General features: G+C 66.8%; 20 protein-coding genes. 8 read left to right on the plus strand and 12 right to left on the minus strand.

All coding sequences use genetic code 11. From position 1 onward, the window contains the following. Window positions 1–50: 50 nt before the first annotated feature. Genes VGV37_RS03320 through VGV37_RS03340 form a run of 5 tightly spaced genes read right to left on the minus strand, consistent with a single transcriptional unit; the run spans window position 51 to window position 4,481 of the window. A complete protein-coding gene (locus VGV37_RS03320) occupies window positions 51–656 on the minus strand; it encodes a prepilin-type N-terminal cleavage/methylation domain-containing protein (RefSeq protein ID WP_326878192.1) in 606 nt (201 codons plus the stop codon). After that, the gene (locus VGV37_RS03325; RefSeq protein WP_326878193.1) at window positions 646–1,065 is read right to left on the minus strand and encodes a type II secretion system protein; all 420 of its coding nucleotides are present in this window, start codon (window positions 1,063–1,065) and stop codon (window positions 646–648) included. The genes VGV37_RS03320 and VGV37_RS03325 overlap by 11 nt, the downstream gene beginning before the upstream one ends. Next, the gene (locus tag VGV37_RS03330; protein WP_326878194.1) at window positions 1,055–1,525 is read right to left on the minus strand and encodes a GspH/FimT family pseudopilin; all 471 of its coding nucleotides are present in this window, start codon (window positions 1,523–1,525) and stop codon (window positions 1,055–1,057) included. The genes VGV37_RS03325 and VGV37_RS03330 overlap by 11 nt, the downstream gene beginning before the upstream one ends. Next, on the minus strand, window positions 1,509–2,732 hold the full coding sequence (locus tag VGV37_RS03335) for a type II secretion system F family protein (protein ID WP_326878195.1): 1,224 nt from the start codon (window positions 2,730–2,732) through the stop codon (window positions 1,509–1,511). The genes VGV37_RS03330 and VGV37_RS03335 overlap by 17 nt, the downstream gene beginning before the upstream one ends. 6 nt (window positions 2,733–2,738) lie before the next feature. Continuing rightward, window positions 2,739–4,481: a GspE/PulE family protein gene (locus VGV37_RS03340; protein ID WP_326878196.1), complete on the minus strand. Its 1,743-nt coding sequence runs from the start codon at window positions 4,479–4,481 to the stop codon at window positions 2,739–2,741. A 106-nt stretch (window positions 4,482–4,587) separates the two neighbouring features. Here VGV37_RS03340 and VGV37_RS03345 point away from each other — a divergent pair, with 106 nt between their 5' ends. The 3 genes from VGV37_RS03345 to VGV37_RS03355 are packed head-to-tail and all read left to right on the plus strand — an operon-like array spanning window position 4,588 to window position 6,245. Continuing rightward, a complete protein-coding gene (locus VGV37_RS03345; protein WP_326878197.1) occupies window positions 4,588–5,343 on the plus strand; it encodes an A24 family peptidase in 756 nt (251 codons plus the stop codon). A 38-nt stretch (window positions 5,344–5,381) separates the two neighbouring features. Further along, window positions 5,382–5,939: a Spy/CpxP family protein refolding chaperone gene (locus tag VGV37_RS03350; protein WP_326878211.1), complete on the plus strand. Its 558-nt coding sequence runs from the start codon at window positions 5,382–5,384 to the stop codon at window positions 5,937–5,939. A gap of 60 nt (window positions 5,940–5,999) precedes the next feature. Then, window positions 6,000–6,245 carry a hypothetical protein gene (locus VGV37_RS03355; protein WP_326878198.1) on the plus strand — a complete coding sequence of 82 codons (246 nt, stop codon included), beginning with the start codon at window positions 6,000–6,002 and terminating at the stop codon, window positions 6,243–6,245. A 34-nt stretch (window positions 6,246–6,279) separates the two neighbouring features. Here VGV37_RS03355 and VGV37_RS03360 read toward each other — a convergent pair whose 3' ends face one another. The 3 genes from VGV37_RS03360 to VGV37_RS03370 form a co-directional block, all read right to left on the minus strand. Beyond that, entirely contained in the window at window positions 6,280–7,233 is a 954-nt protein-coding gene (locus tag VGV37_RS03360; RefSeq protein ID WP_326878199.1) for a DMT family transporter, read from the minus strand. A 115-nt stretch (window positions 7,234–7,348) separates the two neighbouring features. Further along, window positions 7,349–8,809: an amino acid permease gene (locus VGV37_RS03365; RefSeq protein WP_326878200.1), complete on the minus strand. Its 1,461-nt coding sequence runs from the start codon at window positions 8,807–8,809 to the stop codon at window positions 7,349–7,351. A gap of 103 nt (window positions 8,810–8,912) precedes the next feature. Further along, window positions 8,913–10,124, minus strand: coding sequence for an ABC transporter substrate-binding protein (locus VGV37_RS03370; RefSeq protein WP_326878201.1), 1,212 nt, complete (start codon window positions 10,122–10,124; stop codon window positions 8,913–8,915). Window positions 10,125–10,367: 243 nt separating this feature from the next. Here VGV37_RS03370 and VGV37_RS03375 point away from each other — a divergent pair, with 243 nt between their 5' ends. From VGV37_RS03375 to VGV37_RS03395, 5 genes are all read left to right on the plus strand, one after another. After that, on the plus strand, window positions 10,368–11,396 hold the full coding sequence (locus VGV37_RS03375) for a TRAP transporter substrate-binding protein (RefSeq protein ID WP_326878202.1): 1,029 nt from the start codon (window positions 10,368–10,370) through the stop codon (window positions 11,394–11,396). Then, window positions 11,393–13,645: an ATP-binding protein gene (locus tag VGV37_RS03380; protein WP_326878203.1), complete on the plus strand. Its 2,253-nt coding sequence runs from the start codon at window positions 11,393–11,395 to the stop codon at window positions 13,643–13,645. The genes VGV37_RS03375 and VGV37_RS03380 overlap by 4 nt, the downstream gene beginning before the upstream one ends. A 50-nt stretch (window positions 13,646–13,695) precedes the next feature. Beyond that, a complete protein-coding gene (locus tag VGV37_RS03385; RefSeq protein ID WP_326878204.1) occupies window positions 13,696–14,676 on the plus strand; it encodes a methyltransferase domain-containing protein in 981 nt (326 codons plus the stop codon). Window positions 14,677–14,796: 120 nt separating this feature from the next. Then, a complete protein-coding gene (ykgO, locus tag VGV37_RS03390; protein ID WP_326878205.1) occupies window positions 14,797–14,922 on the plus strand; it encodes a type B 50S ribosomal protein L36 in 126 nt (41 codons plus the stop codon). 205 nt (window positions 14,923–15,127) lie between these two features. Beyond that, window positions 15,128–16,615, plus strand: coding sequence for an FAD-linked oxidase C-terminal domain-containing protein (locus tag VGV37_RS03395; RefSeq protein WP_326878206.1), 1,488 nt, complete (start codon window positions 15,128–15,130; stop codon window positions 16,613–16,615). Between the two features lie 6 nt (window positions 16,616–16,621). On the opposite strand, the gene VGV37_RS03400 is transcribed toward VGV37_RS03395, so the two are convergent. The 4 genes from VGV37_RS03400 to VGV37_RS03415 all read right to left on the minus strand — a co-directional run. Next, entirely contained in the window at window positions 16,622–17,521 is a 900-nt protein-coding gene (locus tag VGV37_RS03400) for an AraC family transcriptional regulator (protein WP_326878207.1), read from the minus strand. Beyond that, window positions 17,518–18,396 carry an AraC family transcriptional regulator gene (locus tag VGV37_RS03405; protein WP_326878208.1) on the minus strand — a complete coding sequence of 293 codons (879 nt, stop codon included), beginning with the start codon at window positions 18,394–18,396 and terminating at the stop codon, window positions 17,518–17,520. The genes VGV37_RS03400 and VGV37_RS03405 overlap by 4 nt, the downstream gene beginning before the upstream one ends. Before the next feature lie 131 nt (window positions 18,397–18,527). Continuing rightward, complete coding sequence (locus VGV37_RS03410; RefSeq protein ID WP_326878209.1) at window positions 18,528–18,845, minus strand: hypothetical protein; 318 nt, start codon at window positions 18,843–18,845, stop codon at window positions 18,528–18,530. Window positions 18,846–18,928: 83 nt separating this feature from the next. Then, window positions 18,929–19,189, minus strand: a 261-nt coding sequence (locus tag VGV37_RS03415) for a hypothetical protein (RefSeq protein WP_326878210.1), incomplete at its 5' end; no start/stop codon positions are given.

Below are 19,189 nucleotides of genomic sequence, written 5' to 3' on the forward strand. Positions count from 1 at the left end.
GCGGCAAGAGTATTAGCCGTCTCTCGGCTCGGATGAAAGGGGCTGCCCATTCAACCGCCTCCTTCTTCGACCAGCGGCGCCACCACCATGTCCGGCCAATGACGCCGGTCCTTCCCGGCAAAGACGAGTCGCAGGCGGATCAGCGCAGGCGCGGTGGTCGCGGTCCAGCGATCGCGCCAGCCGGGCGCGTCGAGACCGCCCTGCCAATAGGCGAGCTCGATATGGTCCAGGTTTTCCGCGACGACCGCTTCGCCGCTCGCAGGCTGCGTCGTGTTCGGGTCGATCAGCATGCCGGCCCAGCGCAGCATCAGCCGGTGCCGGTCGTCGACGGCGAGCGTGATCTTGGCCCGCCGGCCCGACGAGGCGAAGGCGAGCGGCAGGACCCCGTCGAAGCTCACGCTGTCGGTCTCGCCCTCGAAATCATTGCGGCCGTGGACGGCGCCTGTGGTGGCGCTGGTGAGCAGGCCGCGGATCGTTCGATCGACCGCGTCAAGATCCGCGGTCTCGTCGACCAGCGCCGCCTGGCGCGTCCAGGCCGCCATGCCGAGGCGCATGCCCTGGCCGAGCCCCGCCATCAGGATGCCCAGCACGACGAGCGCCACCAGGATCTCCATCAGGGTGAAGCCGGCCTGGCGCCGGCCGGCATCAGCGGCCATCGTCGCCCCCCAGTCCCATGCGCTGGGTCCGCAGCACGACCTCGCGATCCTTGCCCCCCTCACGCCACGAAATCGCGACGGCGACGGCATAGAGCACCGGCGGTGGCGGACCGGTGATCCGCGAGGGACCGTTGCCGGTGCTCTGTCCGGTGGCGATCGGCGTCACGTCCAGATGCCAGCGGAATCCGCTGCCGTCGGCGCCCTCGCTGCTGCCGGCGATCAGGGCGGCGTCGTGGCCGATCGCGGCCATGTGCGAGCGCGCCCGGGCGACGGCCTCGTCATAGCGTCCGGCCGTCCGGACAGACAACAGCCCGCCCGAAGCCGCGCGAAACAGCAGGACCAAGGCGAGCGAGGCGATCGCGAACGCGATCAGCACTTCCAGCAGGGTGAAGCCGCGCTCAGTTCGCATCGCCGACGCTGACCCGGCCGTTCAGCCAATCGATGCCGATCTTCATGCGGCGCCGGCCGTCCCTGAGTTCGACGCGGCCGCCGGTCGAGCTGCCGTCGGGCAGGAACTGGAAGTCGGCCAGCGTGCCGTTCACCGACTGGCCGGCAACCGTCAGGACGGCGATGTCGAGCCCGCGCGGCAAGGCAGTCGGGCGGTCGGCGCCGATGCGCCAGCTATGGGCGGAAAGGTCGATGCTGACCTCGATCGCGCGGTTCTCGCTCACGGCCCGCGAACGGGCGGTGCGGAAACCCGCGGCCAGTTCGTTCGCCGCCGCGCGGGCGGTGAGCGTGTGCAGGCCCAGGGGTCCGCGCGCCGCGACCATGGCGAGCACGAGCCCGAGGATCGCCAGCACGACGATCATCTCGATCAGCGTGAAACCGGCCGTGCCCGGTCGGCGGCAGGGCTCAGAGCGCCAGGTCATTGAGGCCCAGCATGGCCGTCAGCAGGGAGCCCACGATCGCCGCGACCGCGGCACCCATCGCGATGGTGATCGTGGGCACGAGCAGCGCCACCATGCGCTGCACGGCGATGCGTGTCCGCTCCTCGTGAATCTCCGCCGCCTTCAGCGCCATGGCGGCCAACTGTGCGGTCTCCTCGCCCAGCCGCAGCAGATGGATCGTGCGCGCCGGAAAGATCTGGGAGTCGCCCAGCGGCCGTGACAGTCCGGCGCCGCCCTTGGCGCTGTCGCTCGCCTGCTGGATCGCCGCGACCGCCGCCAGATTGCCGATCGTCTCGGTGACGATGGCGAGAGCGCCGATCAACGGCACGCCGTTCTTCAGCAGGGTGCCCAGCGTGCGGGTGAAGCGTGCGGCCAGGCTCTCGCGCAGCAGGCCGCCCAGGACGGGCAGGCGCAGCAGAAACCGGTCGACCGGCCGGCGGAAGCCGTCGTTCTTCAGCGCTTGGCGCAATGCCACGCCTAGAACCAGCGCCAGCACGAGCAGCCAGGGTCCGGCGACCTGCATGGCGTCGCCGAAGGCGATCAGCAGCCGGGTCATGGTCGGAAGCTGCGCGCCGGATTCGGCGAACAGCGGGACGAACTGCGGCAACACGTAGCCGATCAGGACACTGATCGAGCCGATGGCGGCGACCAGCAGCAGGGCAGGATAGATCAGTGCCGATTGTACCGTCGCCGCCAGGCTGCGTTCGCGTTCCAGCAGGCCCGACAGGCGATCCAGGGTCTCGGCGAGCGCGCCGCCCGCCTCGCCGGCACGCACCAGCCCGACATGCAGCTTCGGGAAGCTCTGCGGTTCCTGGGCGAGCGCGGCTGCGAGCGCGCTGCCGCCGCGCACCTTCTCGCGCACGCGGTCCATGACTTTGGCGACCCGGGAATTGGGCGCGGTTTCGACGATGAAGCGCAGCGCGCGATCGAGATCCTGGCCCGCCGCCAGCATGGTCGCAAGCTCGCGCGTGACGTCGGTCATTTCCTGCCGGCGCAGGCCGCGCCGGCCGCCGAGATCGGCGGTGAACAGTTCGGCCCAGCGCCCGGCGCCGCCGGCCGGCTCGGCCCGCATCGGCATGTGGCCCTGACGCTGCAGCCGGTCGATCACGGTCGCCTGGTCCGGTGCTTCCATGGTGCCGCGCTGGATCTGCCCCTGCGCGTCGATGGCTGTGAAGCGAAAGGCGGGCATGGATCGTCAGCCCTCGGCCCGGATCGACCGCACGACCTCTTCTACGGTCGTGATGCCGGCGAGTGCCGCATCAATGCCGGCGTCGAACATCGAATGCATGCCGCCGGCGATGGCCGCGCGCTCGATGGCGCCATGGTCGGCGCGCGCGAAGATCAACCGCTCGATCTCGTCGTTCGGGATCAGCAACTCGGCGATGGCCTGCCGGCCGCGATAGCCGGTGCCGCGACATTGCGGGCAGCCGACGGCATGATGCAGCAGGATCGGGCGCGTCGCCGTGCGACGGTCGAGCCCGAACCGCTCGATCAGTTCGGCGGGCGCCTCGACCGGACGCTTGCAATGCGGGCACAGCCGCCGCACCAGGCGCTGGGCCAGCACGCCCTTGACGACGGCGGTGATCAGATAATCTTCCAGCCCCATGTCGCGCAGCCGGGTGACGGTCGCGGCGGCGGAATTGGTGTGCAGGGTCGACAGCACGAGATGGCCGGTCAGCGATGCCTGCACCGCGATCTGCGCGGTCTCGAGATCGCGGATTTCGCCGATCATGATCACGTCCGGATCCTGGCGCAGGATCGAGCGCAGCAATTGCGCGAAGGTCAGGCCGATCTGCGGCTTGACCTGGATCTGGTTGATGCCGCTCAGCTGGAATTCGATCGGATCCTCGACCGTGACGATCTTGCGGGCGATCGAATTGAGGTTCAGCAGGCCGGTGTAAAGCGTGGTGGTCTTGCCGCTGCCGGTCGGGCCGGTGACCAGCACCATGCCGTTCGGCAGGTCGAGCAGCCGCTGCAGGTTCGCCGTCAACGACGGGGGCAGGCCGATCTTGCCATAGTCGAACTCGACGGCGGTGCGGTCCAGCACGCGCAGCACGACGGTTTCGCCATAGAGCGAGGGAATGGTCGAGACGCGGAAGTCCACCTCCTGGCCGCGCACGGCCAGTTTCAGGCGGCCATCCTGGGGCAGGCGCCGCTCGGCGATGTCGAGCCGCGCCATGATCTTGATGCGCGAAGTGATCGCCGGGGTGAGGCGGGTCGCCGGCGATTCGGCCTCGTGCAGCACGCCGTCATAGCGGTAGCGCACACGCAGCCGATCCTCGAACGGCTCGATATGGATGTCCGACGCCTGGGTCTCGACGGCACGGGCGATCATCTGGTTGACCAGCCGGATGACCGGCGCCTCGCTCGCCAGATCCTTGAGCCGTTCGGCATCCTCTTCAAGCGGCTCGTCCGTGGCGCCGTTCGACGGGTCGGCGGCGGCATTGCCACCGGCCTCCGGGTAAAGCCGGTTGAGCGCCGCGTCCAGCTCGATCGGCAGGGCGATCTCGACCGCGACGGCCCGACCGGTCGCGGCCGCGACGGCGCTGCGGGTGAAGGGATCGAGCGGATCGGCCATGGCCAGGATCACCCGGTCGGGCTCGACCGCGATCGGCAAGGCGTGGGCCTTGCGCAGGAAACGGGCCTTCAGTCGGTCGACCAGCAGCGGGGCATCCGGATAGCGATCGGCGGTGACGAGCGGCAGGCCCAGATAGGCGGCCAGCGATTCGGCGAGGCCGCGTTCCGAGACCAGGCCCAGCTGGGTCAGCACCGCGTCGAGCCGCTGCCCCGTTTCGCCCGCGACGCGGCGCGCACGCTCCAGCGTCTTGTCGTCGATCAGCCCGCGCTCGAGCAGCACGACGCTCAAGGCTTCCAGCGGATCGGCGGCGGTGCCGGTCGGATCGGGGGCCTGGGAAGAACGCTCAGCGAGGTCGGTCATCGGCAATGGGCGCCAAGCAGATTGTCCAAGGGGCCTCAGACTGTGTAGAGGACGGGACCGGTGGCAAGCGGAAAGCGCATGTCATCCACCGTCCTTGGAGGTGTCCGTGGTTCCGGACTGGGTCGTCTATCTGCTGGCACCGTTCATCGGCAGCTTCCTCGGCGTGCTGATCCGGCGTCTGCCGGCCGATCTGCCGGTCGGCAACGCGCGGTCGCGCTGCGACCATTGCGGCACGCCGCTCGGCCCTCGCGACCTTGTGCCGCTGCTGAGCTGGCTGCTGGCGCGCGGGCGCTGCCGCCACTGCGGTGCGCCGATCGGCGAGTTCTATCCATTGGTCGAGTTGGCGGCGCTGGCGGTCGCGGTCTGGGCCGGGACGCTCGATGCCGGCGCGGCGCTGTGGCTCGACTGCCTGCTGGGTTGGGGGTTGCTGACGCTGGCCTGGATCGATGCGGAACACCTGCTGCTGCCCGACGTGCTGACCCTGCCGCTGATCCTCGCCGGGCTCGGTGCCGCCTGGCTGCTGGAATGGCCGCCGATCGTCGATGCCGCAGCCGGCGCCGCGGTGGGATACCTGGTGTTTCGGCTCGTCGCCCTCGTCTATCGCCGGGTGCGCGGTCGCGACGGGCTGGGCGGCGGCGACGCGAAGCTGCTGGCGGTCGCCGGTGCCTGGATCGGCTGGCAGGGGCTGGGCGACGTGGTGCTGGGCGCTGCGCTGGCCGGCATCCTGTGGTTCGTCGCGACCCGACCCGCCAGCCGGGACGACGGCCGGCCGATGGCCGGGCCGGCCGAATTGCCGTTCGGTCCCGCACTGGCCATCGCGATCTGGCTGGTGCGGCTCTATGGGCCATTTTTGGGGCTCTGACCCTCGAATGGGATGATCCGCGACGCCGCGCGTTGGTGATGCAGCGGCTTTACCCGCCGCTGCCGAAATCACAACGAAAAGTGGGTCTAAAAATGTTCCAAGCATTTCGTCCCGCGACCCGAGCGGTCGCTGCCGCGGCTCTGTTGAGCAGCTTTGCCGTCGCTCTGCCGGCCCTGGCCCAGACCACGCCTGCCGCTGCCCCGGCGGCGAGCGCTCCCGCCGCCGCACCGGCCGCTGCCGCCAAGGCTGAGAAACATTCGGCCGCCGTCGAGTCTCATATCGCCGAGCTCAAGAAGAAGCTGATGATCACCGACGCGCAGAACGCGACGTGGGAAACCTTTGCTCAGGTCATGCGCGAGAATGGCGAGGCCATGGAATCGGCGATCCAGGACCGCGAGGCCAACAAGGATCTCGACGCGATCGGCGATCTGAAGTCCTACGCCAAGGTGGCCCAGGTCCATGCCGACGGCGCGCAGAAGCTCGCCGGCGCGTTCCAGCCGGTCTACGACAGCCTGTCGCCCGCGCAGAAGAAGAACGCCGACACCATGTTCGAGCATACCCGCCACGGCAAGATGGACGGCGCGAAGAAGAAGTAGTCGCTTCGGCGATCACCGGCTTCTTCCAAAAGCGATCCACCCTCTGAAAGGAGTGGCGACATGAGCACGATCACGAAGGGATGGCGCCGACTGGCGCTCGTTCTGGCGCTGGCGCCGATGGCCGCGGTGACGATAGCGGCACCGGCCGCGCATGCTTACGACCGCTACGACCGCTACCACCGCGAGCGTCACTACGATCATCATCGCGAGTGGCGCGGCCGCGGTTATTACGCACCGCCGCCGCCGGTCTATTACCCGCAGCAGCAGGCGTCGCCGGGCATCAGCCTGTTCTTCCCGATCCGCTGAACAAGGGGGCGGCCGCGAGGCTGCCCTCTTTCTTTCAGGCCAGTCCCATCAGACGGCGGCGCGCGACGATGCGCTCGCGATGGGCGGTATAGAGGCCGCTGGCAATGATCACCGCGGCGCCGACCAGCGTCATCAGGTCGGGGATCATGCTGAACAGCAGGAAACCGGCCAGGCTCGACCAGACCAGCTGCGTGTAGGAAAACGGCGCCAGGACCGAAGCATTGGCGCGACGGTATCCTTGAACGACCAGCCATTGCGCGGCGGTCGAGACGCAGGCCATGAAACCGCCGATGGCGACTGCCCGCCAGCTGGGTGCCTCCCACACGAACGGGAGCATCGCGCTGGTCACGACGAAGCCGGTCAGGGCGGCATAGCCCAGCGTCGTCACCATGCCGTCATTGCTGTGGCTCATCTTGCGGGTCAGCACGATGCCGCAGGCCCAGCTGACCGACGACAGCAGGGGCAGGGCCGAGGCCGGGTTGAACGCGCTCGTACCGGGCCGGACCACGATCAGCACGCCGATCAATCCGACGAAAATCGCGCTCCAGCGGCGTAGGCCGACCTTCTCGCCCAGCACCGGGATCGACAGCGCTGTGATGAACAGGGGCGAGACGAAACTGGTCGCCGTGGCATCGGCCATGGCGAGGTAGCGCAGGCCGGCGGTGAAGAACAGCGCCGATCCCAGCAGACCCAGACCGCGGCCGATCTGCAGCACCGGAGCGGCGGAGCGGAACAGCGCCGGCCGTCGCAGCAGGGCCGGCAGCATCAGCAGCGTAAAGCCGCTATAGCGCAGCCACACCACCTCGATCGGCGGCAGCACCTGGCCCAGCAGCTTCGAGCAGGCGTCGGACATGGAGAAGAACACCATGGCCGCGACGATCAGCAGGATGCCGCGAACCGGGTCGTCGACCTGGCGTGTCATCGCCCGATCCGGCGCGATGGATGCGGCAGGACCGGCTTTCGCGATCGGGACGGTGCTTTCGGTCATGGGGACGCCAGGCTGCGACAAATTACCTCGCAACCTAGCATCCTCCATCGATCCACAGCCAAGCAGCCCACGAGGGGCCCGTATGCTCAAGGCTCATCCGGCAATGCACGGCGTGTCAGCCGCGCTCCTCGCGCGCCGCCTGCTTGGCGACCCGGCTGTGGCGGCGGCCATAGCTGAAATAGATTGCCAGGCCGACGACCAGCCAGATGCCGAGCCGGTACCAGGTCTCGACATCGAGCGAGACCATCATGGCGAGGCAGGTGAGAATGCCGAGGATCGGCACGAGCGGGACCCAGGGCGTGCGATAGCCGCGCTCCTGCTCGGGATTGGTCCGGCGCAGGATCATGACGCCGGCACAGACGATGACGAAAGCGAGCAGGGTTCCGATCGACGTCATGTGACCGAGCTTGCTGATCGGCACGAAGCCGCCCAGCGCGCCGGTGAAGACCATGAACGTCAGGTTCGAGCGCCAGGGCGTCTGCCATTCCGGATGGATCTCCGAGAACAGCTTCGGGACCAGGCGGTCGTGGGACATCGAATAGAACACGCGGCTTTGTCCCAGGAGCAGCACCAGCATGACCGAGGTGAAGCCGCCGATGATGCCGAGCTTGACTGCGACCTGCAGCCAGCGGAACGGCGTCTGGTCGATTGCGGTCGCCACGGGTGCCGCATCGCCCTTCATGTCATGGAAATTGACCAGCCCGGTCAGCACGAGGGCGAAGGCGACGTACAGGACGGTGCAGATGACGAGCGAGCCCAGAATGCCGATCGCCATGTCGCGCTGCGGATTTTTTGCCTCCTGGGCCGCGGTCGAGACGGCATCGAAACCGATATAGGCGAAGAAGATCACGCCGGCCCCGCGCATGATGCCGGACCAGCCGTATTCGCCGAAGGTGCCGGTATTGGGCGGGATGAACGGCTGGTAGTTCTGCGTCTTGACGTAAGCGGCACCGGCCGCCACCACGGCCAGCACGACCGCGACCTTGACGACCACGATGACGCTGTTGACGCGCGAGGATTCCTCGATGCCGCGCATCAGCAGCGAGATCGCGGCAATGATCAGGATGGCCGGCAGGTTGACCAGTCCGGCGATCGTCGTGCCGTCGGCGAGCTTGACCGTATCGAACGGCGAGATGACGAAGCGGGCCGGCAGGTTGAGCCCCCAGTCGTGCAGCAGCGACACGACGTAGCGCGACCAACTGACCGAGACCGTGGCGGCGCCGACCGCATATTCCAGCACCAGATCCCAGCCGATGATCCAGGCGACCAGTTCGCCCATGGTGGCGTAGGCGTAGGTATAGGCGCTGCCGGCGACCGGCAGCATGCTGGCGAGCTCGCTGTAGCACATGCCCGCGAAGGCGCAGCCGATGGCCGCGACGATGAACGAGAGGACCACCGCCGGGCCGGCATTCTCCGCCGCGGCGATACCGGTCAGCGAGAACAGGCCGGCACCGATGATGCAGCCGATGCCGAGCGCGATCAGGCTCCAAGGTCCGAGCGTTCTTTTGAGCGTCCGTTTGCCGTCGCCGGCTTCGGTGAGGGCGGACAATGGCTTCGTCTGGAACAGCGCGCTCATGGCCGACGCTCCAGGCCGCCGACTTTTTCCTGGGATTTCATGGCGCTTCCTCCGATTGCAACCTTATGCAATCGAAACGGGAGGGAGCGGGCTTGGGTTCCCGCTAGCGCTTGACCAGTGGGCAGCCACCCTCCTCGACCGGGCGGAATGCACGGGCGGCCGGGATGTCCCGCACCTTTTTGTAAAAGTCCCACGGATACTGGGATTCCGCGGGGCTTTTGACCTGGTACAGCGTCAGATCGTAGACCACCTGGCCGTCGGCCCGGATCGAACCGGCGCGTCCGAAAAAATCGACGGGCAACTCGCGCATCTTGGCGTTGACCGGTCCAGCATCGATCGTTCCGACGGCGTCGGCGGCCTTCAGGTAGTGGCTGATCGAGGCGTAGGTCGCGGCTTGCTGTTTCGTCGGCATGTGATGCGCTTCGGCATTGAACCGCTTGGCGAAGGCGCGGGCCTGGTCGTTCTGGTCCCAGTAGAAACCTTCGGTCACGTACAGCCGTTGGGCGGCTGCGAGGCCGATCGCATTCACATCGGTGATGTAGATCAGCAGGCCCGCCAACGACTGGCCGCCGGCACCGAGGTGGGCGGCATCGGCCTGCTTGATCGCATTGACCGCATCCGCCCCGGCATCGGCCAGGGCTATGACCTTCGCGCGGGATTTCCTGGCCGCGTCCAGATAGGAGGCGAAATCCGTGGTCCCGAGCGGATGGCGGATCTGCCCCAGCACCAGCGCGCCCTGATTTTTCACGACCTCGACCGCGTCGCGTTCCATGGCTTGGCCGAACGCATAATCGACGGTCAGGAAGAACCAGCTGTCGCCGCCGCTCTGGACCACGGCCTCGGTCGTGCTGCGGGCCAGCGCATAAGTATCCTCGGCCCAATGGGACGAGGTTGCGGCGCAGGCCTTGCCGGTGAGATCGGAGTCGGGAGCGCCGGCGATCAGCAGCGTCTTGCCGCGCGCCCGGCCGATTTCTTGAGCCGCCAGTGCGACGCTCGACGTCGACAGGCCGGCGACGACGTCGACGCCGGCATTGTCGAACCAGTCCCGCAGGATGGCGCTACCGACGGCGGGATCGTTCTTATGGTCGGCGTCGCGCAATTCGATCGGCCGTCCCAGCACCTTGCCGCCATAGTCCGCGATCGCCAGGCGTGCCGCCACGACGTTGCCGGTGCCGCCGTTCTCCGCATAGGTGCCCGACTCGTCGGTCAGGATGCCGATTCTGAACGGGGGCGGGGCGTCGGCCCCGAGCGACCGCCCCGGAATTGCGATCAAGAAAAGAGCCGCGGCAACCGGCGCCAGTGCGCTGTAGTTCATGCCCAGTCCCCCCTGTCCGGCGGCGCCTGCTCCGCCAGCGCGGCAGCTTGCGGTGCCGGCCGCCAGGGCGCAATGGGTTCCACGCTCGTTTAGTGCTTGTAAAGACGGGCATTCATGGCTTTGCTTCAAACTACAGGATGGTTCGGTTCGATCGGGCGCGGGGGCGGCCATCGAACCTCGGTAATCCCGGTCCTTAAAGGGGCGGTGGTGATGCGATCACGCAGCGCGCGCGTTGGAATGCTCATGCTGACGCTGCTGTCGGTGCCGAGCGTGCGGGCGGCCGAGCTTCCGCTGACCCATCTGACCGTCATGGGCTCGCTGGGCGGGACCGCGCAATATCGCGACATCGAGGAACCGTTCTGGAAACGCCAATTGTCCGCCGATTCGGGCGGACGGGTAACGGCCGACATGAGCCCGTTCGACCGGACCGGGCTGAAGGGCTTCGAGGCGCTGCAGATGGCGCGGCTCGGCGTCATCAGCTTCCTGACGTTGCCGCTGTCGCTGGTGTCGAGCGAGGATCCGGAGGCCAACGCGGCCGATCTGCCGGGCCTCAATCCGTCGATGGCGGAGATGAGAGCCAACCTTACCGCCTATCGCCCGGTCCTGAGCGAACTCTATCGCACCCGCTACGGGCTGGAACCGCTTGCGATGATGAGCTATCCGCAGCAGGTGCTGTTCTGCAAGGAACGCTTCGAGCGCCTTTCCGATCTGGCGGGGCGCAGGATCAGGGTCGCCAGCGGGATCCAGGCGAGCATGATCGGCGCGCTGGGCGCACGGGGCATCGTGCTGCCGCTGGGGGACGTGGATCGCGCCCTCGCCAACGGCCTGGTCGACTGCGCCGTCACAGGCACCCTGACCGGGAATGCCCTGGGCCTGCCCAGGACGACCCACTACATCTACGCCCTGGCGCTCAACTGGGGGCTCCAGATCGTGCTGGCGAACCGCGTCGTCTGGCAGTCGCTGGCCCCGGAGGTGAGGAGCTTCCTCGCCGACGAACTGGCGGCGCTCGAACAGCGCGTGTGGGACCAGGCCGAGCATGCGGACATCCAGGGCTTCGCGTGCGACACCGGCCGGAACGAATGCACCGATGGCGTGAAGAGCGACATGGTCCTGGTGGCCGAGGCGCCGGACGACAGGGAGCTGCTGGATCGGATCCTGCGTACGGTCATTCTGCCGAAATGGGCGGCCCGGTGCGGCGAGGACTGTGCCGCGCAATGGAACCGCACCGTCGGCGCGCGCATGGGGCTGACGGCCGAGGCAGCCTTGCAATGAGCCGCACTCCGGAATCCCGGCGCCTGTGGCGCGGCGCCCATCGCTGGCTCGATCTCGAGGCGGGGATCATCGGCTTCAGCATCCTGGCGGTCATCGCCTTCGGCACGGTGCTGGCCTTCACGCTCGATCGAAGCCGCCATGCCGCGATCGAGAGTGCCCAGGCGACGACGCGAAGCCTGGCCGTCGCGGCCGAAACCGCCACGGCACGCACCGTGCTCTCGATCGACGCCATGCTCTCGGCCGTGGCGGAGGCGCTGGACAAGCTGCCGGCCGACGCCCCGCTCGACGGACCGCAAGCGCACGATCTGCTGCGGATTTTCGACGATCAGAATTTCTCGGTCAGGGATATCCTGCTGATCGACGCCAAGGGTTTCCAGATCAACGATTCCGCGTCGATCCTGCGGAAAGCCCGGTCGCTCGCCGATCGCGATTTCGCCAACACCCATGGGGTCGGGCCCGATGCCCAGGCCCTGTTCATCGGTCGGCCTGCACGCTCGCAAGTCACCGAAAGCTGGTCCATCTTCATGAGCCGGCCGATCATACTGCAGGGGGGCCGCTTCACCGGGCGTATCGCGGCAGAGGTTCCCGTCGACACGTTCAGCGATTTCTACGACAAGCTCAACGCCGGCAAGGCGACCAAGATTGCGCTGTTTGCCAGCGACGGAACGCTGCTCGCGAACGATCCGCCGAGCGACGGCAGGATCGGCGAGCGGATCGTGGCTCCGGACCGGCTCGCCCAGCCATTCTCCGATGCGGTGGTCACGACCATCGAACCCGATGCCTTGAACGGCATCCGCGCCATCGTTTCGTCGAAGGCGATCCCGGTGCGGCCGCTTGCCGTATCCGCGGGCATCGACCTGCCCGACGCGCTGGGCGGCTGGAACGAGGAGGCGCGGGTGCTGGCCTTCGTGTTCCTGCTCGGGACCGTGGCCTGCGCCGCCTTCACGCTGGTGCTGGTCACGCTGCTGCGCCGGCAGCGGCGGGCGCAGGCGCTGCTGCAGGATGCGCTCGAGCATTTGAGCGAAGGTTTCGTCCTGTTCGATCCGCAGGAACGGTTGATCATGTGCAACAGCCGGTTCCGCGCAATCTATGCGCGCAGTGCTCCCGCCATGGTGCCGGGCGCGAGCCTGGAGGAGATCATCCGGTTCGGAGCGGAACAGGGCGAGTATCTGGGCGTGCCGCCCCAAGACGTCGACGGCTGGCTCGCCGAAACGGTGGCCGAACATCGCGGCATCGCCGGCAGTACGGTCGAGCGTCAGCTGGCCGACGGCCGTTGGCTGCAGATCTCGGAGCAACGCACGTCCGACGGCGGCACCGTGGGCGTGCGCACCGACATCACCGGCATCAAGGAGCATGAAGTCCAGCTTCGGTTGAACGAGGACCAGCTGACCCAGACCATCAAGGCGCTGGAGGAAGCGCGTGCCCAGGCCCAGCACCAAGCCGACGACTTGACGAAGCTCGCGGGCGATCTCGCCGCCGCGCGCGACAAGGCCGAGGTCGCCAACCGGGCGAAGAGCCAGTTTCTGGCCAACATGAGCCACGAGTTGCGCACGCCGCTGAACGCGGTGATCGGGTTCGCGGAATTGCTGAAACTCGAGGTGTTCGGGCCGCTCAACGACAAACAGCGGGAATATGTCGAGGACATCCGGGGCTCCGGCGCCCATCTGCTCGAGGTGATCAACGACGTGCTCGATCTTTCGAAGATCGAGGCCGGTCACGCCGAGTTGCGCGAGGAGGTGGCGGATCTGGTCGAGTTGATCGACGGGCAGGTCGCCGTCATGGCGCCGCGCGCGGTTCAGGGCGCGCTCACGATCCGGACCGACTATCAGCCGGGCCTGCCGCTGTGCTGGATCGACATGCTCAAGGTTCGGCAGATGGTGCTCAATCTTTTGTCGAATGCCGTCAAGTTCACGCCGGAGGGCGGGTCGATCCTGGTGGCGGCCGCGATCGCGCCGGTCGGCGGCGATCGGCCCGGATGGCTGCAGGTGTCGGTGACCGACACCGGCATCGGCATCGCGCCGGAAGACCTGGCCCTGGTGCGGGACCCGTTCCGGCAGGTCGAAAATCATCTGTCGCGCAAATACGAAGGCTCCGGGCTGGGGCTCGCGATCACCGATGCCCAGATGCGCCTCCATGGCGGCCAGCTCGACATCGCGAGCGTGTTCGGCGAGGGCACGACCGTGACCCTGTGGTTCCCCGCTGCCCGCGTGCTGGACGAAACCGCCCCTGGAATCTCGGCCAAGGCATGATCTGATTTTACACGATATGCTGGCCGCTCATCACGGCCTCGAGGGAGCCCATGTCGGTCCTGCGTCTCGGTTCGGTCTCGCGTCTGGGTTCGGTCCTGCGCCTCGCTTCGGCCCGCAGCTTCGGCGCGGCCGTGGACGGGATCGACGGCCTGCTGTTCAGCCGGCTGCGGGTCTGGTGGTTCGGCTTCGATCCGCGCGCGGTCCCGATCGAGGCGGTGACGGAAGCGGTCGTGGAGGAGGTGGTCGACGTCGCCGAAGAACCGGTCGATCGCCTGGCTCTCGCCCAGAAGATCTGGGGACCGGGCTTCCTCGTTCCCGGCGGCGTCGATTATGTCATGACCATGGTAAAGCCGTTCGGCGTCAATCCCGCGATGAGCCTGCTGGATCTCACCGCGGGCTTGGGCGGGCCGTCGCGCCATGTCTCGCAATTCTTCGACGTCTACATCACGGCCATGGAGCGGGCGCCCGAGATCGCCAAGCGGGGCCAGATCATGTCGGTCGATGCCGGATTGGGCAAGAAGGTGCCTGTCACCGCCTACGATCCGGAAACCGTCGAACTGAAGCCCCACGCCTTCGACTGCGCCTACGCGGAATACCTCACCGTCTCGGTCGTCGCCAAGGAGCGGCTGATCCGCGAGGTGATGCGCAGCCTGAAGGCGCGCGGCCAGTTCAGTTTCGTCGATTTCGTGCTGGCCGAGGGTGAACTCGAAGATCCGCGCCTCGAGGCACTGCGCCGCATCGAACGCTTCGCTCCGATGCCGTGGCGCATCAAGGAATATACCGACTGTCTGAGTGCCTGTGGCTTCGACGTGCGCATTTCGGAGGATCATACCGATCTGTTTCTGCGCCATGTCGCGCAAGGCTGGGCGCAATTCGTGCAGAATTACGATGTGAAGGCGATGACGCGGGGCAACCAGCAGGCGGTTGCCGAGGAGGCGGAGCTGTGGAACGCCCGCGTCGCAGCCCTCCAGAGCGGCGTTTTGCGGGTCTATCGCCTCTATTCCGTCTCGACCTACGGCTCGGTCAGCTGATGCCGTGCGCGCAGGAGCGCTTTGCGTCGAAAGGGGGATCGGGTGGATTGACAGGAGCAGGGGCTTACCATAGGTTCCGCGACTTCCAAGTTTATCCATGCCGCATCGCCAGGGCTCGTCATGAAGATCGTGAATTCGCTGAAGTCGCTGAAGAAGCGCGACAAGAACTGCCGTGTCGTGCGCCGCAAGGGTCGCGTCTACGTGATCAACAAGGCCAATCCGCGCTTCAAGGCCCGCCAGGGCTGAGCCGGACCGTCCTCTCGGCCGGGCGCTGTGGCGCTCCGCCGATCGGGCCGGGCCTCGAGACGTTCTAGGGAAAAGGCTGACGGGCAATCGCTCGTCGGCCTTTTGCCATTTGGGCAATCGGGCCGACGACTCGACTCCGGCCTTGCCAGCGCGGCCGCTCGACTGAGATCATAGGGCCGCTCCGCGACTGGGATGGAACCCGCTGATGAAGATGCCGACTCCGGATGCCGCCATCGTCGCGCGCCGGCGCGAGATCGCAGCCTATCTGCGGACCTTCCTGAAGACCGAGCAGGTGATCGCGTCGGAGGACGAGCGGCGCGTCTACGAGAGCGACGGCCTGACCGCCTATCGCCAATCGCCGTTGATCGCCGTGCTGCCCAGTTCGACGGCCGAGGTCTCCGCGATTCTCGCCTATTGCCGCCAGGAGGGCATCAAGATCGTGCCGCGCGGCGCCGGCACGTCGCTGTCGGGCGGCGCCTTGCCGCTGGCCGACGCGATCACGCTGGGGCTGGGCAAGCTCAATCAGGTGCTCGACATCGATCTGCCGAACCGGACGGTGACCGTGCAGCCCGGGGTCACCAACCTCGGTATCACGCGCGCGGTCGAGCACGCGGGCTTTTACTACGCGCCCGATCCGTCGAGCCAGATTGCCTGCACCATCGGCGGCAACATCGCGGAAAATTCCGGCGGTGTGCATTGCCTGAAATACGGTCTGACGACCAACAACGTGCTGGGCCTCGAATTCGTCCTGATGAGCGGCGAGGTGATCCGGATCGGTGGCAAGCATCTCGATTCGGGCGGCTACGACCTCATGGGCGTGCTGACGGGCTCCGAAGGCCTGCTGGGCGTGGTGACCGAGGTCACGGTGCGGGTCCTGCCGAAGCCGTCCCATCTGAAGGCGATGATGATCGGCTTTCCGTCGAGCGAGCGCGCCGGCGACTGCGTGGCGCAGGTCATTGCCGGCGGCATCATCCCCGCCGGCATGGAGATGATGGACCAGCCGGCGATCCATGCCGCCGAGGCGTTCGTCCGGGTGGGATATCCGCTCGACGTCGCGGCGCTCCTGATCGTCGAGCTCGACGGCCCCGAATGCGAGATCGACGCCTACATGGCGCGGATCGAGGCGATCGCGGGCGCGTGCGGCGCGGTCTCGTGCCGGGTCAGCACGACCGAGGCGGAACGGCTCGGCTTCTGGGCGGGCCGCAAGGCGGCGTTCCCCGCCGTCGGACGCATCTCGCCGGACTATTATTGCATGGACGGGACGATTCCGCGCCGCCGCCTCGCCGAGGTACTGGCGCGGATGGAGGAGCTGTCCAAGCATTACGGGCTTCGGGTCGCCAACGTGTTCCACGCCGGCGACGGCAACCTGCACCCGCTCATCCTTTATGACGCGAACCAGCCGGGCGAGTTGGACCGCTGCGAGGCATTCGGATCGGACATCCTCAGGCTCTGCGTCGAGGTCGGCGGCGTGTTGACCGGAGAGCATGGCGTTGGCGTGGAGAAGCGCGACCTGATGCCGGCAATGTTCAATGCCCAGGACCTGGACCATCAGATGCGGCTCAAATGCGCATTCGATCCGGAACATCTGCTCAATCCGGGCAAAGTCTTCCCGCAATTGCGTCGTTGTGCCGAGCTGGGCCGGATGCATGTCCATCACGGCGAAATGCCGTTTCCGGACCTGCCGCGCTTCTGACGGGCGCTACCGGCTCTGCCGGGCGAGTTCCATCGGCGACACGCCCAGCAGCCGGCGCATGCAGCGCGCCAGGTGGCTCTGATGGGCGAACCCGGCGTCCAGGGCCACCTGGCTGATGGCGCCGCCCTTCATGATCAAGGACTTCGCGCATTCGACACGGCGCCGCAGCACATACTGATGGACCGGCATGCTCATCGACTGGCGGAACTGGGCCTTGAAATGCGAGATGCTGCTTCCGGCAACGGTGGCGAGGTCTTTGAGCGACAGGCTCTCATCGATATTGGCTTCGATATGATCGATCACGCGCTGCAACTGTCGCTTCGACAGGCCGCCCTTGAGGGGCGGCACATCCGTCGCGAAGCGGTGCAGCATCCGTGCAACGAGCGCCGTTCCCAGACTTTCGGCGAACAGTCGTTCCATGGGCGTTTCCGTCGAAAGTGCCGCATAGAAGGCGGACGCGACATATTCGATCTGCGGGTCGCGCGCCTGCAGCTGCGGCGCCAGGGCGATGTCGGTGGTGTTCATGCCCATGTCTTCGGCCGTCGCACGCAACAACGCGGGCGCGACGTAGAAAGTCAGCATGGTCGCCGGTCTGTCGTCTTCCCAGACACCGGATTCTCCGGACGGAACCAAGTCGATATCGCCCGGAACCTGCACGCGGCTCTGAGATCGACCGGCGACGCGGCAGGTGGCCCGGATCGGAGCGCTGATATGGAGGATCATGCGATTGATGGGCGAAGGCGGCGCATCGTAATAAGAGCCGGCGACGTGATAGAGCTTCGTCTCGAGACCGGCGCATAGTGGCGTGCTTGGTGCGGTGATGACCCGCATGCTGCCGTCTGGGGCGAACATCGTTGTCGGTTTGGGCTGGCTCGACCCCATGGGCCCGACCGCGACGCCGCTCATCGGCTTTGCCGTGCCAGCTCCATCGGCGTAACGCCGAGCACGCGGCGCATGCAGCGTGCCAGGTGGCTTTGATGGGCAAAACCGGCATCCAGGGCGACCTGGCTGATGGCAGCACCCCTCATGATCAGGGTCTTGGCGCGCTCCACCCGGCGCTGGATGACATATTGGTGGACCGGCATTCCGATCGACAGGCGGAACTGGGTTTTGAAATGGGAGACGCTGACCCCCGCGACTTCGGCAAGGTCGATCAGGGACAGGCTTTCGTCGATATTGCCCTCGACATAATCCACGACGCGTTGGAGCTGGCGCTTGGAAAGTCCGCCCTTGGCGACGGCCGGAACATTCGTGGCGAAGCGACGCAGCACACGCGCGATGAGCGCGGTTCCAAGGCTTTCCGCGAACAGGCGCTCCATCGGGATGTTGATCGCGAGCGTGGAATGCAACGCCGAGGCGATGTGCTCGATCTGGGGGTCGCGGGCTTGTAGCTGAGGCATGAGACCGAGGTTGGAAGAGTTCATCTCCATGTCTTCGGCCGTAGCCCGCAGCAGGGTCTGCGTGACGCGGAAATGCAGAAGGGTCGCCGGCCGATCGTCCTCCCACCGACCGGACGCCCCGGCCGGAATGAGGTCGAGATCGCCGTGCACCTGCATGCGGTTCTGGTGGAGCCCGTCGACGCGGCAGTCCACGCGGACCGGCGCGCCGAGATGGAGGACGAGGCGATGTTCCGGTGACGGCGGTGAGTCGAACAGACCGCCACCTGCCTGGTAGAGCCCGACGGTCAGCCCGGGGCAGAGCGCTGTGGCCGGTGCCGCGATACGATGCACGGTACCTGGAGCGACCACGAGCCGCGCCGGTACGTCCGAACATAAAGACATGACGCTCCTGCCGATCGCTCGGCGTCCAGATTCGCGGCTGGAATGCCTCGAGAGTGCCGCGGTCGGCGCGAGAACTCAAGAGGGCGGTGAAACTGGCCGATCCGAGTGGCCGAACTGGTCCTGGTGCTCGTTCACGCGACCGCGGATAGGGGCTGATGCTGGCTGTGGTTTGCGACGCGGCGTTCAGCCACCATTCGGGCGAAGCGAAAGGAATTCCGCTTGCCGACTCTCGGTCCCCGCTCGACGATCCCCCCATCGATCAAGGTGCGCAGCGCCCGGCTCACGGCTTGGGATTTCAGCCCAAGATCCCAGGATATCTCGCCGATGTTGACGATCGAGTATCGATCGAATTCCAGCCGCGCGGTCAGGTACCACAGAATCTTGTGCGCTTCGCCGCCGAAGGCGGACGAGCGCGCGATCAGGATCCCGTTCAACTGGTCGATTTCCATATCGCACACTCCTCAAAGGAAGAAGAGACGAGGACGTGCGGGAGTGATACCGGGCCGAAGCCAGGCATCACCCCCGGCTTGGCTTAGAACTTGATCGACGTCTTCATGTAGATGAACCGGCCGGTGAAGTCGTAACCGGCATCGGTAAGCGTCGGGATGCTGGTCTGGACGAACGGCGGATCCTTGTCGAACAGATTGTCGACACCGACCGTCAAGCTGACGTTCTTGAATTTATAGGAGAAGCTGACGTCGGTGTAGAACACGCCCGGCGCCTCGTTACCCTCCCAGTCGCCACAGCCCTTCGGATTGCCGATCTGAGAGCAGGTCAGCAGATTGCCGTTTGC

Origin of the sequence: Aliidongia sp. (assembly GCF_035943795.1) — a bacterium.
Classification (GTDB): Bacteria; Pseudomonadota; Alphaproteobacteria; order ATCC43930; family CGMCC-115725; genus Aliidongia.

Excerpts from the sequence above, each read along its gene's own strand:
- VGV37_RS03335 (WP_326878195.1), bottom strand. The coding sequence starts at position 2,732 with ATGCCCGCCTTTCGCTTCACAGCCATCGACGCGCAGGGGCAGATCCAG.
- VGV37_RS03395 (WP_326878206.1), top strand. The coding sequence starts at position 15,128 with ATGAAGATGCCGACTCCGGATGCCGCCATCGTCGCGCGCCGGCGCGAG.
- ykgO (WP_326878205.1), top strand. The coding sequence starts at position 14,797 with ATGAAGATCGTGAATTCGCTGAAGTCGCTGAAGAAGCGCGACAAGAAC.
- VGV37_RS03360 (WP_326878199.1), bottom strand. The coding sequence starts at position 7,233 with ATGACCGAAAGCACCGTCCCGATCGCGAAAGCCGGTCCTGCCGCATCC.
- VGV37_RS03375 (WP_326878202.1), top strand. The coding sequence starts at position 10,368 with ATGCTGACGCTGCTGTCGGTGCCGAGCGTGCGGGCGGCCGAGCTTCCG.
- VGV37_RS03410 (WP_326878209.1), bottom strand. The coding sequence starts at position 18,845 with ATGGAAATCGACCAGTTGAACGGGATCCTGATCGCGCGCTCGTCCGCC.
- VGV37_RS03380 (WP_326878203.1), top strand. The coding sequence starts at position 11,393 with ATGAGCCGCACTCCGGAATCCCGGCGCCTGTGGCGCGGCGCCCATCGC.
- VGV37_RS03350 (WP_326878211.1), top strand. The coding sequence starts at position 5,382 with ATGCAGCGGCTTTACCCGCCGCTGCCGAAATCACAACGAAAAGTGGGT.
- VGV37_RS03365 (WP_326878200.1), bottom strand. The coding sequence starts at position 8,809 with ATGAGCGCGCTGTTCCAGACGAAGCCATTGTCCGCCCTCACCGAAGCC.
- VGV37_RS03320 (WP_326878192.1), bottom strand. The coding sequence starts at position 656 with ATGGCCGCTGATGCCGGCCGGCGCCAGGCCGGCTTCACCCTGATGGAG.
- VGV37_RS03355 (WP_326878198.1), top strand. The coding sequence starts at position 6,000 with ATGAGCACGATCACGAAGGGATGGCGCCGACTGGCGCTCGTTCTGGCG.
- VGV37_RS03400 (WP_326878207.1), bottom strand. The coding sequence starts at position 17,521 with ATGAGCGGCGTCGCGGTCGGGCCCATGGGGTCGAGCCAGCCCAAACCG.
- VGV37_RS03330 (WP_326878194.1), bottom strand. The coding sequence starts at position 1,525 with ATGACCTGGCGCTCTGAGCCCTGCCGCCGACCGGGCACGGCCGGTTTC.
- VGV37_RS03340 (WP_326878196.1), bottom strand. The coding sequence starts at position 4,481 with ATGACCGACCTCGCTGAGCGTTCTTCCCAGGCCCCCGATCCGACCGGC.
- VGV37_RS03325 (WP_326878193.1), bottom strand. The coding sequence starts at position 1,065 with ATGCGAACTGAGCGCGGCTTCACCCTGCTGGAAGTGCTGATCGCGTTC.
- VGV37_RS03385 (WP_326878204.1), top strand. The coding sequence starts at position 13,696 with ATGTCGGTCCTGCGTCTCGGTTCGGTCTCGCGTCTGGGTTCGGTCCTG.
- VGV37_RS03370 (WP_326878201.1), bottom strand. The coding sequence starts at position 10,124 with ATGAACTACAGCGCACTGGCGCCGGTTGCCGCGGCTCTTTTCTTGATC.
- VGV37_RS03405 (WP_326878208.1), bottom strand. The coding sequence starts at position 18,396 with ATGTCTTTATGTTCGGACGTACCGGCGCGGCTCGTGGTCGCTCCAGGT.